The following is a 15,302-nucleotide window of genomic DNA, read 5'->3' on the forward strand; positions in this document are numbered from 1 at the left end:
AAGGGTTGAAATGAGTCTGATATGGCATGACTGGGATGTGGCAGACCTTAACGTGTATTCACTACATGACATATTGGCGCTGCGCAGCCAGGTATTCGTGGTTGAGCAAACCTGCCCCTATCTGGATATTGATGGCCGCGATCTGGTGGAAGGCAATCGCCACATTGCGGCATATCGCGACGGCAAGCTTGCAGCGTATGCCCGGCTACTCGCTCCTCATCCGAACAACGATGTGGTGACGATTGGACGCGTGATTGTGGCTCCTCACGCTCGTGGGCAACATCTGGGCCATCAGTTGATGGAGCACGCGTTGATTGCCTGTGCACGCCACTGGCCGCAAAAGCATCTTTTCCTCTCTGCGCAGGCTCACCTGCAAGCGTTCTACGGCGCGTTTGGTTTTGTGGCGACTGGTGAGGCGTATGACGAAGATGGTATCCCGCATATTGATATGCTGTCGGCGTTCTGAGTTGTATTGAGTGTGTATCGGAAGGAATGGATGCTGCTGCGTAAAAAAACCGGCTAACGTATGGCCGGTTTTTTGTTATCTGACGGTGGGTTAGCTAGCGGCGTGTGAAATTTTACTACCCAGTTTCTGCACATCCTGGCCAAAGCCGCGCGTGGTGTTACAGCCGCTCAATGCTGCTGTGACCAGCAGCGCTACTACGATTGTTGTTATACGTTTCATCATCGTTACCAGCAGGTGGTTGATAAACAGGTGCGATAAGTTTCTACTTTGTCATAACCGCAGGTAAAAATTCAATCCTCGTATAGCCTGAACCAGCTGATATCGTTTGAGATTATGTTGCTACCTATGTGTGTTAGCTTCGACCTGATGTGGCTCTGTTACTGCACAGAGCTAGACCTAATCTCACAGGCAGTTTTGTGCCAAGAGCGAACGTTGCTCATGTAACAGTTAACCTACGGGTATTGGTCATTAATGCTGGTTGATATTGTATTGTCATGAGTGATCAACCTCAGATTGAGGTGGGACTCACTTATAGTCGCGTGTCCACTATTGATGGGTAAGATCAATTTTCAGTGAACGTTTTTTGTCAGAGCATTAATTTCGTGGAAAACGATAAAATGAAGATAGGAAGAAATGATAAGTGCTGGTGCAATTCAGGACTTAAGTACAAAAAGTGCCATCTCGATCGAGACCGTGAAACTCCGGTATCCAAAGCCGAAGCCCTGAAGTTTTCAAAGTCTAATTCGCAGAGGAAGGCGTGTTATGCGCCAGCATCCATGCATGAAGATTGTGATAAACGCATCGTTCAGGCGCACACTCTGTCTAAGAGTAGCAGCCTTAAAGCGATTGCTGACCCTGGTAATCATGTCATGGGGGTGGTAATGAACCTTCCGAGCCTGATGAGAAACAACGGAAGATGGGTTCCCGAGAAGATCGGTATCAATCAGGCATCCACTTTTACCGGCTTTTGTGCCGTTCACGACAGAATCTTATTTTCATGCCTAGAGAACGAAAAATTTACAGGCACGGACGAGCAGTGTTTTGCCCTAATGTTTCGTTCGTTGTCTAAAGAAATTTATGCCAAGGAGGGGGGGCGGCGGTCTTCCGATTTTGCTAAAAATGCCGATAAAGGAAAGCCACAGGCCGACCAGCTTTATATTCAGGAATATGTCAGCCTGCATCAAAGCGGTCTGAATGCAGCAATAACTGAACTGAATAATCTTAAAACTAGCCTCGACCGCATTCTGCTTAGAAGACAGTTTTCAGAAATTGAAAGTGTTATCTTCACTTTTTCAGAGCCATTACCCATTGCGGTTTCGTCAATTCTGTCACCGGAGAGGGATTTCGATGGCACTGAGATTCAGGATTTGAACGATCTTACCGTGTCGGCGGAACAGGTCTGCTTCAATGCCTTTTCCGGCGAAGGTAAGGGATATATAGTGTTCAGTTGGCTGGGAACTTCAGCAATAATCAGACGTTTTGTGCGGTCACTGATTAAGGTTCCAACTGACAGGATTTTCAATACCCTCCTGTATTTTTTCTTCACAAAAGCTGAAAATACATACTCATCTCCTGAGTGGTGGGACAGCCTCAGTGATAAACAGCGAGAGAATATCGGCAATATGATTATGTCGGGCGTTGAATTTTTTGGTAGCCCTATATCACGGGTCGATCATTCCGTTGATTATAACGCTGCTGCGCTTGCAGAGATAAGATGCAGCAACAGCGAGATTTCCAACTGAATGTTTTCACGCCATTAGAAAAAAGGAGGGGGCTTATCAGTCGTTCCGAGATTGTAACGATAAGATGGCACCGTCTGCTTGCTGCCAGATAGGCATCTTTGCTGACAAACTTAGTTAAGCAACTGATTTCCACTTTGGCGGAGGTTATCAGGTTGAGGATGCTATCTGCAGACGGGTTATAATAACTGGATACCTGATAGGTACTCCCCCCGATTGTTATTGACCAGCTCCCCGTTGATTAAGACACCTCAATGTTAGTCATGAAGTTGTTGGAGTTACGAACTTCCATTCTTCGCTCATTACAGCCTGTCAGATGTGGTTGTATTCTGTCCGCGAAAACTATCAGTTCAAGCCTGAGTTAATGCTGCTTATGGCCGCTGAAAAGGGTTCCTAGCCACTTGAGGTACCGCACAATACCCTGTGACTGATGAAGTATTCTGACAACAATGACGCTATCTGTTTCGTACAGAAAAAATAGCGTATGTCTGACGAGGGGAAATGAGTGCAAACCTTGCCCAAGCTCCTTACGTTTGATGCCTATCTGATGGGAAAGGGAGGCGGTTCGCAACAAGCGTTGTAAGCGTTGCAAAAAGAGAACCAGAAGGGAAAGCAATGGGCAGATTTACCAGAGAAAACCTGCCCACGGAATGATTACTACTCTTCCGCCAGAAACAGCTCCAGCAGGGAGTTCAGAAACAGTTTACCGTGTTCGGTGATTTGCCAGTGGGTGGCGGTTTCCGTGAGGTAGCCTTGTGCCAGCGCCTGATCCAATTGCGGACGGATGCTGTGCTCTTCCAGACCGGTATACGCTGTGAAATCCGCTCGTGGAGCGGCTTCCAGCAGGCGAAAGCGGTTCATGAAAAACTCAAAAGGCCGATCATCGTTGGCAACATCGTGTTGCTTATCCATATACGTGCCCTGCATATAGCCACGCGGATGGCGGACTTTTACCGTGCGCAGAATGCGGCCGTCGCTGAAGGTCAGCTTGCCGTGCGCTCCACAGCCAATCCCTAAATAATCACCGAAGCGCCAGTAGTTCAGGTTGTGCTGGCACTGGTAGCCCGGTTTGGCATAGGCGGAGGTTTCATATTGCTCATAACCCGCTGCGCTCAGTAGCGCGTGACCCTGCTCGTAGATGTCCCACAGTGCGTCATCATCCGGCAGTGTAGGCGGGCGTGAGCTAAATAGCGTATTCGGTTCGATGGTCAACTGATACCACGATAAATGCGGCGGGCTGAGCGCAATGGCTTGACGCAGGTCGTCTAGCGCTTCATCCAGCGATTGATCCGGCAGGCCGTGCATCAGATCCAGATTAAAGCTGCGTAATTTCAGATTGGTCGCTAGCTGTGCCGCGCGTTTGGCCTCATCTGGGCCGTGAATACGCCCAAGGCGCGTCAGCTTTTGCGGATCGAAACTCTGCACGCCGATGGAGATACGGTTAATTCCCGCGCGCTGATAACCGCTGAAACGGTCGGCTTCGACCGTACCGGGATTGGCTTCCATCGTAATTTCAGCGTCTGGCGTTAGCGGGATTCGCGCCCGAACGCCGTCGAGCAGCGCCTGCATCGCTTCCGCACTTAGCAGGCTAGGCGTGCCACCGCCGATAAAAATTGAGTGCAGTGCGCGGCCACCCGCCAGCGGCAAATCGGCATCCAGATCCGCCAGCAGATGATCGACATATTCCTGATGTGGCACATCGCCTTTCAGCGCGTGGGAGTTGAAGTCGCAATACGGACATTTCTGTACGCACCACGGAATATGAATGTACAGGCTGAGCGGGGGGAGCTTAAGCATTGCGTAGCGCATCCAACAGCAGGCGTAGCGCCTGACCACGATGGGACTGCGCGTTCTTCTCTTCACGCGTTAATTCTGCTGCCGTTTTACCCAGCTCAGGGACGAAGAAGATGGGATCATAGCCAAAGCCACCGTTGCCAGAGGGTTGGTGTGTCAGCACACCCTGCCAACTGCCGTGGCAAACAATCGGTGTTGGGTCTTCCGCGTGGCGCAGATACACCAGCACGCAGTGGAAGCTGGCGCGGCGTTGTTCATCCGGTACATCTTTTACTGTCAGCAGCAGCTTATCCAGATTTTGCTGGTCGCTGGCCTCTGCACCCGCGTAACGTGCCGAGTAAATGCCCGGTGCGCCGCCCAGCGCATCGACAGCTAGCCCTGAGTCATCGGCAATGGCTGGCAATCCGGTGATTTTCGCCGCATGACGTGCTTTCAGGATGGCGTTTTCGATGAAGGTCAGGCCCGTTTCTTCGGCGGAATCCACGCCCAGCTCGGTTTGAGCCACAATATCCAGACCGAAATCGGCCAGCAAGCTGGCGAGCTCGCGCACTTTACCGGGGTTTCCGGTAGCCAAAACCACTTTTTGCATCGTCTTGTCCTGCGTGTTTATTCAATGAATTCCGCGACGTCAGCCGGGATGTGCTGCGGATGGGTAATTCTAATCTGTTTATGCCGCCCGAGTTCGCCTTTTTCAATCACAACCAGACTCTTGGCGACCCGAAACTGTTTGGCGAGGAATTTGGTGAGATGGGCATTCGCCTGCCCATCAACCGGTGGAGCGGTGATGGCGACTTTCAATTCGTCGCCATGCAAACCCACGATCTGATCGCGGCTGGCTTTCGGCTGAATATACAGCCGAATCACCAGCGCATCACCGTGGCGGGTAATCGCACTCACAGCAGGAACCACAGCCCCGGAAACAGGTCCATGCCCAGATAGTTGAGCATATACAGAATCAGAATCACGGCCATGGCAGAGAAATCAATGCCGCCCATCACAGGAATAATGCGACGGAGCGGTGCCATTAGCGGCTCGGTCAGCTGATGCAGCAGGTACTCAATGGGGCTACGGCCCTGGCTGACCCAGCTCATGATGGAACGAATGATGATGACCCAGAAGACCAGATAGCCCGCGGATTTAATCAGCGAAATGAGCCCGACCAACAGGTTCATTGGGCTAAGTGAAATCGCACCAACCTGAATCAACAACAGTAACGGGTATTTGATCGTCGTCAGGATAAAGGCCAGCAGCAGTGAGGCGCTGTCAATCGGCCCCAGCGACGGCAGAATCCGGCGCAACGGCCCGACAATCGGCTGGGTGATTTTGACGACAAACTGCGACAGTGGGTTATAGAAATCACTGCGTGACCACTGCATCCAAATACGTAGCAGCAGGACCATTACATAGAGGTCGACCAGCGTTTTGACCAGAAAAGTCAGGGTGAGCATAAGTACGTCTTTTCCTTAATAAGATAAAGAATCGGGGGCTCGCTTTTGATTAAAAAAGCGTTTCCATTTCCTGTGCGCGAGCAATTGCCGCCTGCATGGCCTCGGCCACGGTTTGCGTCAACTGCTGTTCGTTAAACACCCGCAGGGCTTCTGCCGTGGTGCCCCCCTTGGAGGTGACATTTTCCCGTAAGGTCGACAGCGGTGTATCGGGATTAGCTTCAACCAGCGCAGCAGCGCCGGACGCGGCCTGTTGCACCAACAGGCGAGCGGTTTCTTGATCGAACCCTTGGCGAATGGCTTCCTGCTGCATCGCTTCCATAAACAGGAAGAAATAGGCCGGTGCGCTGCCCGCTGCGGCGATCACGCCGTTAATGCCAGATTCGCTATCTACCCAGCAAATTTTACCAACGCTCTGCATCAGTTGTGCGGTGAAGTCTTTATCGTCCTGACTGACGGATGCGGGGGCGTACATTCCGCTCATCCCTTTTCCGACCAGAGACGGCGTGTTGGGCATAATGCGCACGATATTCAGCGGCTCACCCAGCAGCGCCTGGAAACGGGCGATGTTGATTCCCGCGGCAATCGAGAGCACCAGCTTGCCCGCGAAATTGATCTGTTCATGTAACGGTTCGCAAACCGTCGCCATCATTTGCGGTTTGACGGCCAGAACAATGACGTCCGCTTCCTGAGCGCAGCGTGCATTATCTGCGCTACTGATGACGCCATATTGTGCAGCCAGCGCATCGCGGTTTTTACCCGAAGGCGCGCAAACGCTGATGTGTTGAGCGGGATAACCGCCGTTGACCAACCCGGCGATAATGGCCTGCGCCATATTTCCGGCACCAATAAACGCTATTTTACGTTGCTGCATCTGCATTATCGCTGATCACCTGTTCCGTTTGTATTCTGTCTAAAGATGACGTGCTGTTTAGGGCATACCTTCTGTTTATGCGCCTTTGACTGTTCATGCTTTTGGGGATGAATAGTCTCGCGCGCCAAAGACTGCCGTACCAATGCGCACCAACGTGCTGCCTGCGGTAATCGCCGCACGCATGTCGTCCGTCATCCCCATAGAGAGTGTATCAATATGCGGATAATTTACTGACAATGTTTGGAACAGCGCTGTCATTTGTTTAAAAACAGCAAGCTGCCGCTCGTGATCCGTTTCCGGTGCCGGAATGGCCATTAACCCGCGCAGGCGTAGGTTAGGCAAAACGGCGACGCTGGCGGCGAGTTCTGCAAGTTCATCCACCATAATGCCGGATTTGCTCGGCTCATTGCTGATATTAATCTGCAACAGAACATTTAACGGCGGCAACGTGGTTGGACGCTGTTCACTCAGACGCTGTGCGATACGCAGGCGATCCACGGTGTGAAACCAGTCAAAGTTCTCCGCTACCAGCCGACTTTTATTTGACTGTAACGGGCCGATAAAGTGCCATTCCAACGGTGTGTCCGGTTGGCTTTCCTGGAAATAATGAATTTTCTCCACGCCTTCCTGGACATAGTTTTCGCCGAACGCACGCTGACCTGCCGCAATGGCTTCTTCGATCGCGCTCACAGGTTTGGTTTTACTGACTGCAAGTAGCGTAATTTCTTCTGGTGCGCGTGCGCAATGCACAGCGGCGGCTGCGATTTGCTGCTGGATGTCCTGTAGATTCTGCTGGATTGTCATCATGGTTATTCAGGAGGTTAATCTATGGAGTTGGATGAGTGGATGGCGCGTAGTGTAAAACATAATGCTTCGGATCTGCACCTTTGTAGCGGGCATCCTCCGGTGTTGCGTGTGGATGGGCGGCTACAGCCTGAAAATACCTTACCATGTTTAACGCCGGAGCAGGTGGCACAATGGTGCGATGCCTGGCTAGAACCGGCTCAGAAGGAGCAACTGCGGCAGGCAGGGCAGGTGGACGGCGCGTTAATGCTGCCTGATGGACAGCGCCTGCGGGTAAATGTCTTTCGCCAGAGAGAGGGGCTGTCTGCGGCCTTACGTATTATCCCGTCTGTTCAGCCTTCATTGGATGAATTACATGCGCCACCCGTGCTCTCGACGCTGCTGGAGAAGCCAAACGGACTGATCCTGATTACCGGCGCGACGGGCAGCGGTAAATCCACGACGTTGGCAGCGATGGTCGGGGCGTTAAACGACAACAGCGATCGCCATGTGATTACGTTGGAGGATCCGATCGAGTTTATTCATGTCAGCCGACGTTGCTTGATTCAACAGCGGGAGATCGGTGCGCACAGCGCTTCTTTTGCGCAGGCGCTACGGGCGGCATTGAGGGAAGATCCTGATGTCATTCTGCTGGGAGAGTTGCGCGATACGGAGACGATTCGGCTGGCGTTGACAGCCGCGGAAACTGGCCACTTGGTGCTATCAACGCTACATACGCGCAGTGCATCACAGGCGGTAGACCGTTTGATTGATGTCTTTCCCGGTGAAGAAAAAGCCTATGTCCGTAGCCAGCTAGCGACCTGCTTGCAGGCGGTGGTGACGCAAAAGCTGTTGTCTGGAGCGCAAGGCGGTCGAATCGCGCTTTATGAAGTGCTGACCGCCACCGCGGCAGTCAGCAACCTGATTCGTGAGGGAAAAACACATCAGCTTCCCGGCCTGATTCAGACCGGAGCCGCTGCGGGAATGCAAACATTTGAACAAAGCTACCAGCAGCGCTGCCGGGATGGGCTTATTTCACACAGTTGCGTCCTTGCCGTTTAGCCGCGTAGAGATTCTCATCGGCTAACTGAATCCAGTGCTCAACGGAAGCCAGATCGGAACGGTAGGCGGCGATCCCTGCACTGATCGTGAAATGCAGATTTTGACGATCGTATTCTAGCGTATGTTGCTCAATCGCTTTACGAATACGTTCGATAGCCGTGACGGCGGTTTGGTAAGGAACATCTTTTAGCAGGATGATGAACTCCTCTCCCCCAAGACGGGCGACGAGATCTTCCTGACGTAATGACATGCGCATCAGCATTGCCAGTTCTTTGAGGACGGCATCGCCAGCCAGATGGCCAAATTGGTCATTAATGTTTTTGAATAAATCGATATCAATAATTGCCAGGCAGCTTTTATCGGCGTGTTGGTTTTGCTGCCTGAGCTGAAAAAACGCGCCGGCTTGCTCGAAGAAGCTGCTGCGATTAGGCAGGCCGGTCAGAAAGTCATGACCTGCGTTAAAGCGGAGAGACGCTTCTATCTGTGTGCGTTCATCCTCAAGCGAACGCGCATGAATAATGATACCGAGGGTTTTTACCAACGGCGCCAGTAGCTCGATCATCGTTTGATCGTAACCTTCTCGGCGGTTGGCCAGTGCGATCATCCCGATCGCTTTGCCGTTGTGGGTGATAGGAATGCCGAGCAGAGAATGCAGCGCAGGATGTATGGGAGGAAGATCCCGGCCAGCCTTTTGCCTCAGCAGGCTGTTGCTGCAAACCACCGTGTTGTGAGTCACAACATGGCCAAACAGATTATCAAGTTTACGGAGTCTCAGGCCGCCGTGAGTTCTGCGCTGGTGTCTGTACCAGGTTAGGGTTTCTTCATCCCAGGCAAGGTTGGAAATCGCAGGAAGATAGAGCGACTGGCCGTCTTCATCTTCCTGCAACGTGGCGATAAAACCGAAACTGCTGTTGGTCACGTCAAGCAACCGCTCAAAGACTTTATCGCAGGCTGAAGGCAGATTGTGATCGAGCAGAAAGCTGTCATGCACTGACAGCAGGATATCGAGAATGATGCCTTGCTGATGGGCTTTCTTTTCGGTTTCGACGTTTTGCGTGATGTTGTGAGCATATTTAATGATTTTTCTCACATTCCCTTCACTATCCATGATCGGGCTATAAGTTGCCTGTATCCAGAATGAATGGTTGCCTTTACCCAGTCGGTGGAAGCGCCCGCTGATAGGGTGACCGCGATGCAAGGTTTCCCAAAATGTTTGATAGTCGGCCTGTTCGGTATAAATGGGATCGCAGAGTGATTTGTGATGCAGACCGAGAATTTCCTTTGCTTCATAGCCTGTCAGTATCAGGTAGTGTTTATTGACGTGGGTGATATAGCCGTCTTTATCAAATTCGATCACGCCCTGTGCATTTTCAATCGCATCTAGCTGTGCCCGATGTTCCGACATCAGACGTTTTTCCTGAGTAATATCAAGCGCCAGTTTTATTACACCAATCCGACGACCTGAATGATCAATAATTGGCGTATATGCAGCGTGGAGCCAAATAATATCCCCTTTTTGGGTTTTTCGTTGAAATTCCCCCGCATTGATATTCCCTTTGATGACATCGTGCCAGAAATGGTCGTGTTTTTGACGTTGTGCTTCTGGCAGAAAAAGCGTGTGGCTTTTCTGAATAATGTCTTCTTTTTTATAGCCCAGCATTTTGCAAAAAAGAGGATTGGCTTCAATCAGTTTCCCTGCCAGGTCGAATTCGGCGATGGCATAGACGGAATCGAGCGCGTGCAGTTTGGCTTCATTGTCAAACCTGGTAATCAAATCAACATCAACTGACTGATTATTCATGTTTATCTCTGCCTATATTCTTTCTGTCTTTACCCTTGATTCGCTGTTGTCAGAGGCATTCGTTTTACCATGATGCCGTCTGCGGTGTTATCGGGTGATTGGCGGTCCCCCTTTTTCTGTGCGCTGAAATCAATGGGCTGAATTAATAAAATAGCGTGCTATTAATTAATATAATAAATATATTATTAATAAGTAATTAATGATCTGAAATGCATAGCTCATGCTATCAATAAGGAATTTCTCTTATTATCTATTTATTCAATATATTGCCGCGATTATTGTGATCGCTTTTATGCTGAAACCCTATTTATACGCTTATGTTTAAAAACAGAGAATAGCGGTAAAAAAATAATACTCAAATTATCTGAAAGTATACCTATGAAATAGGTGTGTTAAGAGGGACGCTGGTTCCTCATTGTTCTCATTATTTATTCAGCGTTTTAGGGGCAGTATTGGGTCAATAATAGGGGGCCGGGCTATTCTGCATCATGCTGGTGGTCAGCGTGGGAGTTGACCACCAGCGGGTGCAATACATCAATAATTAAGAAAGGCGAGGTTCTACCTGAAACAGCGCCATGGACCGCATCAGTTGTTGAGACTGCTGCTCTAACGACTGCGTAGTCGCGGATGAGGCTTTAACGAGTTGTGCATTGTGCTGAGCCACTTTGTCGATCTGCGTGAAGGCGACATTCACCTGCTCGATACCGCGATGCTGTTCTTGCGTAGCGGTAGAAATGTCTCGCATCAGTTGCGTAATACGCACGATTTCATCGGTCACTTCGTCCATGGTTTCACCCGCTTTGGAAGCCAGTTCAAGCCCTTCGGACACGCGAGTTTGTGAGTCTAAAATCAGTGAGCGGATCTCTTTCGCTGCCTGCGCGCTGTGCTGCGCCAGATTACGCACTTCTCCGGCAACGACGGCAAAGCCTCTGCCTTGTGCACCTGCGCGGGCGGATTCGACGGAGGCGTTCAGCGCCAGTATGTTGGTCTGGAACGCGATGCCGTCAATGACGCTGAGGATGTCATTGATGCGCTTGGCGCTGGTGGCGATCTCCTGCATTTTTTCAATCACGTAACAGACGGATTCGTTGCTGCGGCTGCTGGTATTCGAGACGTTATTAGCGAGCTGATGGGCAAGCTCTGCGTGATCGGCATTGAGTTTCACCGTCGCGCTCAATTGCTCCATGCTGGCCGCCGTTTGTTCCAGTGCCGCAACGGATTCTTCGGTGCGCTGGGAAAGCTGGGCGTTTTCTTCAAACAGTTCGCGGCTACCGAGATCGATTTGCGTGCTGGCATCGCGCACCTGGCTAACCGACTCCAGCAGCGCCCCCTGCATGCGGCCTATGGCATCGTTGAGTCGACCCAACTCATTGTCTCCGCCTTGAATCAGACGACGCGTCAGATTCCCCGCGGCGACCTGCTCCAACTGCTCAATCGCATGGTCCAGCGGTTTGAGCAACATGTGCCGCAGTGCGACCCAGGCTAATGCGACCAGCGTGATAGATAACAGGCTAGCAATGGCAATCAGTAACAGCATAATGCGTTCATTACGTTCGGACTGTGCCAGACCCTGTTCGGAAAGCTGCTGAGCATACTGACGGAAGTTTTGGATCGATAAATCAAAGGCTTCACTCAACGTGCCGAGTTGTTTTTCCAGGACGTCATAATACTCATCGGTGTACTGTTTTTGCAGTGCGCTCAGCATCGGAGTCATGCCCTGCTGAAAATAGGCTTGGTAGGCTTTCAGTACTTCTTGTGCTAGCGCTTGCTGTTTCGGATCGGCCTTAGCCGATTTTATCACGCGTTCAATGTCTTCCTGTGACTGGCGGAGATGTTTCTCTACGAGCCCAGTTTCCTTGGCTCCGTCGTCCAGCAGGCCGATTTCGATTTTCCTGACGGCAAGTGTTGCTGAGGCTCGCGCGCTGAGCGTTTGATTGTAACCACTCATCAAATTACCCAGCTCAATGCCCTGAATCTGATTTTGTGCTGTCAGCGTTTCTCTGTCTTTCTTAATGGCAACCACGCCCATGCCGCTGACGATAAGCAGCAGTAAGGTGGTTAGCAGCAATAGCGTTAATAAGCCGGTACGAATAGAAATATTTTTCAACCCCATGGTGTCCTTTTCCTTACGCCGCCTTCGTGGGTGATAGCATATCGATCGTTAGATGTGGTGAGTGCAACTAAAGAGAATACGTTATCTGTGTTGCGGTGAGATAAAATTAAAAAGATATGGCTGACGTAAAAGGTTTGAGCGAGCGAGGCACAGCCAGACAACCTCTCGTAACGCAAAGGGTATAAATAATTAGCCGTAGTGTTTGTGCCTGGTTTATTATCTGTCAATAGCGTTGTTTTTTCAGGGGCGTACTCAATGCGCCCGTCAATGATACCCAGAGGTATCCGAGGTTTATGTGCAGTTAACAAGTTTTACGGATTATGGCTTGCGGGCGCTGATTTACATGGCGTCACTGCCGGGCGGGAAAATGACCAGCATTTCGGAGGTAACGGAAGTGTATGGCGTGTCTCGTAATCATATGGTCAAAATTATCAATCAACTTAGTCGTGCTGGGTTGGTGATGGCCGTGCGCGGTAAGAATGGCGGCATCCGCCTTGGAAAACCGGCAGAAACAATCCGAATTGGCGATGTCGTGCGCGAGTTGGAACCGCTCACGTTGGTCAACTGTAGCCATGAGTTTTGCCACATTACGCCAGCCTGTCGTTTGAAACAGGTGCTCCAACAGGCGGTACAAAATTTCCTGCATGAGCTAGATCAATACACGCTGGCTGATATGGTCAAAGAAAACCCGCCGCTTTATAAATTATTGTTGGTTGAATGAATTTTGTTCAGCCTCCTGCTGATGACAACGGAGGAACCGCAATGTCACAAGATCCATTCCTGGAACGAGAAGCAGAAAAATACGAATCCCCCATCCCCAGTCGTGAATATATTTTGGCGCATATCGCCAAGCGCGATACCCCGATTAGCCGGGAAGAATTAGCCGCCGACCTGCAATTAACCGGAGAAGAAGCCCTCGAAGCGCTGCGCCGCCGCCTGCGTGCGATGGAGCGTGACGGCCAGCTTATTTTTACCCGCCGCCAGTGCTATGCGTTGCCGGAGAAGCTTGATTTGCTACGTGGCACGGTCATTGGTCACCGCGATGGTTTCGGCTTCCTGCGTGTGGAAGGCCGCAAAGACGATCTTTATCTGTCTGCTGAAGAGATGAAACGGGCGATTCACGGTGATGTTGTGCTGGCACAACCGCTGGGTGCGGATCGTAAAGGTCGTCGCGAAGGGCGCATTGTGCGCGTGCTTGAACCACGTACCGGACAAATTGTCGGCCGCTATTTTGTCGATGCCGGTGTTGGGTTCGTGGTACCGGATGATAGCCGCCTGAGCTTTGATATCCTGATCCCGAAAGAAGAAATTAACGGCGCTCGCATGGGCTTCGTCGTCGTGGTTGAACTGACGCAACGCGCAACGCGCCGCACGAAAGCGGTCGGTAAGATCGTCGAGATCCTCGGCGATAACATGGGCACCGGGCTGGCGGTAGATATCGCGCTGCGTACCCACGATATTCCGCACACCTGGCCATCTCAAGTGGAAGATCAGGTGAAGGATCTTTCCGAAGAAGTACCGGAGGCCGCGAAAAAAGGCCGTGTGGATCTGCGTAAGCTGCCGCTGGTCACGATTGATGGCGAAGATGCCCGCGATTTCGATGACGCCGTGTACTGTGAGCCGAAGCGTGGCGGCGGCTGGCGTTTGTGGGTTGCGATTGCGGACGTGAGCTATTACGTTCGGCCGAATACGGCGCTTGACCATGAAGCGCGAGCGCGTGGCACGTCGGTGTACTTCCCGTCGCAGGTGGTACCGATGCTGCCGGAAGTGCTGTCGAACGGGCTGTGTTCACTCAACCCGCAGGTCGATCGCCTGTGTATGGTCTGTGAAATGACCGTATCGTCACAGGGTAAGCTGTCGTCTTACAAGTTTTATGAAGCGGTGATGAGTTCACACGCACGCCTGACCTACACCAAGGTGTGGAATATTCTGCAAGGCGACGCTGAGCTGCGTGAACACTACAAGCCGCTGGTGGGCGGACTGGAAGAGCTGCACCACATGTACAAAGCGCTTGAACATGCGCGTGAAGTGCGTGGCGGCATCGCGTTTGAAACCGAAGAAGCGAAATTTATTTTCAACGCTGAACGCCGTATCGACCGTGTGGAAGCTGTGGTGCGTAACGATGCGCACAAGCTGATTGAAGAGTGCATGATTCTGGCGAATATCTCCGCTGCGAAATTTGTGGAGAAGAACGAAGAGCCTGCGCTGTTCCGCGTACACGATCAACCGAGCGAAGACCATGTATTAGCTCTGCGCAGCGTGCTGGGCGAGCTGGGTCTGACGCTGAAAGGCGGAATGAAGCCGCAGCCGAAAGACTACGCCGAATTGATGAATGAGCTGGCGGAACGTCCCGATCGGGAAATGTTGCAAACCATGCTGTTGCGTTCAATGAAACAGGCGATTTATGACCCGGAAAACCGGGGACACTTCGGACTGGCATTAACGTCTTACGGTCATTTCACGTCGCCAATTCGTCGTTATCCAGATCTGTCGCTGCACCGTGCCATTAAGTATCTGTTGAGCGATCGTCATGAGCGCTGGACGTCAACGGGCGGCTGGCATAGCGATATTAACGAGATGCTACAGCTGGGCATGCACTGCTCGATGACGGAGCGCCGTGCTGATGAAGCTACCCGTGATGTCGCGGATTGGCTGAAATGTGACTTTATGCAGGATCACGTTGGCGAAGTCTTTACGGGGATTATCGCCAGTGTGACCGGTTTTGGTTTCTTCGTGCGCCTGAAAGATCTGTTTATCGATGGGCTGGTACACGTTTCTACGCTGGATAATGACTACTACCGCTACGATAATATCGGTCAGCGACTGATCGGCGAATCGCGTGGGCAGGTCTATCGTCTGGGTGATGAAGTGGAAATCCGTGTTGAAGCCGTGCATATGGATGAACGCAACATTGATTTTGCGTTGATTTCCAGTACTCGCAAGGTTCGCGGTGAAGGTAAAACGGCGCGCGACCGTACGAAGAAACCGGAGTCGCGTGAGGCTAAGCCAAGCCGACGCCGTCGTAGCCCAAGCAAAGCCAAAGCTGCCGCAAACTTTGAGCCGGATGCCGCATTCCGCAAAGAAGGCGATCGCAACGCGGCGTCGGATAAACCAAAAGTGAAGCCGAAAAAGAACCACGATAAAGCGAAAAAGAACGCAGAAAAAACGCGTAAAATCGCCGCCGCAACCAAGGCTAAGCGTGCGAAGAAAAAGTCTGCTGAGTAA

Annotated in this window: 15 protein-coding genes; 5 read left to right on the forward strand and 10 right to left on the reverse strand. The window is 51.5% G+C overall.

Translation table 11 applies throughout. The features are described 5' to 3' along the window. Positions 1–10 precede the first annotated feature (10 nt). The gene (locus DUT67_RS04035; protein ID WP_011095140.1) at positions 11–466 is read left to right on the forward strand and encodes a GNAT family N-acetyltransferase; all 456 of its coding nucleotides are present in this window, start codon (positions 11–13) and stop codon (positions 464–466) included. Positions 467–556: 90 nt separating this feature from the next. Here the strand turns inward: DUT67_RS04035 and DUT67_RS04040 are convergent, their stop codons facing one another. Continuing rightward, positions 557–685 (reverse strand): entericidin A/B family lipoprotein, encoded by a 129-nt coding sequence (locus DUT67_RS04040; protein WP_010279129.1) that lies wholly within the window; start codon positions 683–685, stop codon positions 557–559. 398 nt (positions 686–1,083) lie between these two features. Here DUT67_RS04040 and DUT67_RS04045 point away from each other — a divergent pair, with 398 nt between their 5' ends. Continuing rightward, entirely contained in the window at positions 1,084–2,208 is a 1,125-nt protein-coding gene (locus DUT67_RS04045) for an SEC-C domain-containing protein (protein ID WP_223254644.1), read from the forward strand. Positions 2,209–2,566: 358 nt separating this feature from the next. Here the strand turns inward: DUT67_RS04045 and DUT67_RS04050 are convergent, their stop codons facing one another. From DUT67_RS04050 to DUT67_RS04080, 7 genes are all read right to left on the reverse strand, one after another. Further along, positions 2,567–2,821 (reverse strand): type II toxin-antitoxin system RelE/ParE family toxin, encoded by a 255-nt coding sequence (locus tag DUT67_RS04050; RefSeq protein WP_223254640.1) that lies wholly within the window; start codon positions 2,819–2,821, stop codon positions 2,567–2,569. A gap of 41 nt (positions 2,822–2,862) precedes the next feature. Next, a complete protein-coding gene (hemW, locus tag DUT67_RS04055; RefSeq protein ID WP_113632851.1) occupies positions 2,863–4,002 on the reverse strand; it encodes a radical SAM family heme chaperone HemW in 1,140 nt (379 codons plus the stop codon). Further along, complete coding sequence (locus tag DUT67_RS04060; protein ID WP_113632805.1) at positions 3,995–4,588, reverse strand: XTP/dITP diphosphatase; 594 nt, start codon at positions 4,586–4,588, stop codon at positions 3,995–3,997. The genes hemW and DUT67_RS04060 overlap by 8 nt, the downstream gene beginning before the upstream one ends. A gap of 17 nt (positions 4,589–4,605) precedes the next feature. Next, the gene (yggU, locus tag DUT67_RS04065; protein WP_005974847.1) at positions 4,606–4,896 is read right to left on the reverse strand and encodes a DUF167 family protein YggU; all 291 of its coding nucleotides are present in this window, start codon (positions 4,894–4,896) and stop codon (positions 4,606–4,608) included. After that, on the reverse strand, positions 4,893–5,447 hold the full coding sequence (locus tag DUT67_RS04070; protein WP_010295003.1) for a YggT family protein: 555 nt from the start codon (positions 5,445–5,447) through the stop codon (positions 4,893–4,895). The genes yggU and DUT67_RS04070 overlap by 4 nt, the downstream gene beginning before the upstream one ends. 49 nt (positions 5,448–5,496) lie before the next feature. Continuing rightward, on the reverse strand, positions 5,497–6,318 hold the full coding sequence (gene proC, locus DUT67_RS04075) for a pyrroline-5-carboxylate reductase (RefSeq protein ID WP_048262138.1): 822 nt from the start codon (positions 6,316–6,318) through the stop codon (positions 5,497–5,499). A 93-nt stretch (positions 6,319–6,411) separates the two neighbouring features. Next, positions 6,412–7,125 carry a YggS family pyridoxal phosphate-dependent enzyme gene (locus tag DUT67_RS04080; RefSeq protein ID WP_048262115.1) on the reverse strand — a complete coding sequence of 238 codons (714 nt, stop codon included), beginning with the start codon at positions 7,123–7,125 and terminating at the stop codon, positions 6,412–6,414. A gap of 21 nt (positions 7,126–7,146) precedes the next feature. On the opposite strand from DUT67_RS04080, the gene DUT67_RS04085 reads away from it, so the two are divergent. After that, entirely contained in the window at positions 7,147–8,163 is a 1,017-nt protein-coding gene (locus tag DUT67_RS04085) for a type IV pilus twitching motility protein PilT (RefSeq protein ID WP_048262112.1), read from the forward strand. On the opposite strand, the gene DUT67_RS04090 is transcribed toward DUT67_RS04085, so the two are convergent. Both DUT67_RS04090 and DUT67_RS04095 read right to left on the reverse strand, forming a co-directional pair. Next, positions 8,132–9,964, reverse strand: a complete 1,833-nt coding sequence (locus DUT67_RS04090; RefSeq protein WP_048262110.1) for a diguanylate cyclase — start codon at positions 9,962–9,964, stop codon at positions 8,132–8,134. The genes DUT67_RS04085 and DUT67_RS04090 overlap by 32 nt on opposite strands. A gap of 541 nt (positions 9,965–10,505) precedes the next feature. After that, positions 10,506–12,077, reverse strand: a complete 1,572-nt coding sequence (locus tag DUT67_RS04095) for a methyl-accepting chemotaxis protein (RefSeq protein WP_048262108.1) — start codon at positions 12,075–12,077, stop codon at positions 10,506–10,508. Positions 12,078–12,372: 295 nt separating this feature from the next. On the opposite strand from DUT67_RS04095, the gene nsrR reads away from it, so the two are divergent. Both nsrR and rnr read left to right on the forward strand, forming a co-directional pair. Beyond that, complete coding sequence (nsrR, locus tag DUT67_RS04100; protein ID WP_010279087.1) at positions 12,373–12,798, forward strand: nitric oxide-sensing transcriptional repressor NsrR; 426 nt, start codon at positions 12,373–12,375, stop codon at positions 12,796–12,798. Positions 12,799–12,839: 41 nt separating this feature from the next. Continuing rightward, positions 12,840–15,302, forward strand: a complete 2,463-nt coding sequence (gene rnr / locus DUT67_RS04105; protein ID WP_048262136.1) for a ribonuclease R — start codon at positions 12,840–12,842, stop codon at positions 15,300–15,302.

The organism is Pectobacterium peruviense, assembly GCF_003312355.2.
Classification (GTDB): domain Bacteria; phylum Pseudomonadota; class Gammaproteobacteria; order Enterobacterales; family Enterobacteriaceae; genus Pectobacterium; species Pectobacterium peruviense.

What these genes read in the sequence shown, in the direction of transcription:
- hemW (WP_113632851.1), bottom strand. Translation starts at nt 4,002, where the DNA reads ATGCTTAAGCTCCCCCCGCTCAGCCTGTACATTCATATTCCGTGGTGC.
- DUT67_RS04045 (WP_223254644.1), top strand. Translation starts at nt 1,084, where the DNA reads ATGAAGATAGGAAGAAATGATAAGTGCTGGTGCAATTCAGGACTTAAG.
- proC (WP_048262138.1), bottom strand. Translation starts at nt 6,318, where the DNA reads ATGCAGCAACGTAAAATAGCGTTTATTGGTGCCGGAAATATGGCGCAG.
- DUT67_RS04060 (WP_113632805.1), bottom strand. Translation starts at nt 4,588, where the DNA reads ATGCAAAAAGTGGTTTTGGCTACCGGAAACCCCGGTAAAGTGCGCGAG.
- DUT67_RS04070 (WP_010295003.1), bottom strand. Translation starts at nt 5,447, where the DNA reads ATGCTCACCCTGACTTTTCTGGTCAAAACGCTGGTCGACCTCTATGTA.
- DUT67_RS04095 (WP_048262108.1), bottom strand. Translation starts at nt 12,077, where the DNA reads ATGGGGTTGAAAAATATTTCTATTCGTACCGGCTTATTAACGCTATTG.
- DUT67_RS04035 (WP_011095140.1), top strand. Translation starts at nt 11, where the DNA reads ATGAGTCTGATATGGCATGACTGGGATGTGGCAGACCTTAACGTGTAT.
- rnr (WP_048262136.1), top strand. Translation starts at nt 12,840, where the DNA reads ATGTCACAAGATCCATTCCTGGAACGAGAAGCAGAAAAATACGAATCC.
- DUT67_RS04040 (WP_010279129.1), bottom strand. Translation starts at nt 685, where the DNA reads ATGAAACGTATAACAACAATCGTAGTAGCGCTGCTGGTCACAGCAGCA.
- DUT67_RS04085 (WP_048262112.1), top strand. Translation starts at nt 7,147, where the DNA reads ATGGAGTTGGATGAGTGGATGGCGCGTAGTGTAAAACATAATGCTTCG.
- DUT67_RS04080 (WP_048262115.1), bottom strand. Translation starts at nt 7,125, where the DNA reads ATGATGACAATCCAGCAGAATCTACAGGACATCCAGCAGCAAATCGCA.
- DUT67_RS04090 (WP_048262110.1), bottom strand. Translation starts at nt 9,964, where the DNA reads ATGAATAATCAGTCAGTTGATGTTGATTTGATTACCAGGTTTGACAAT.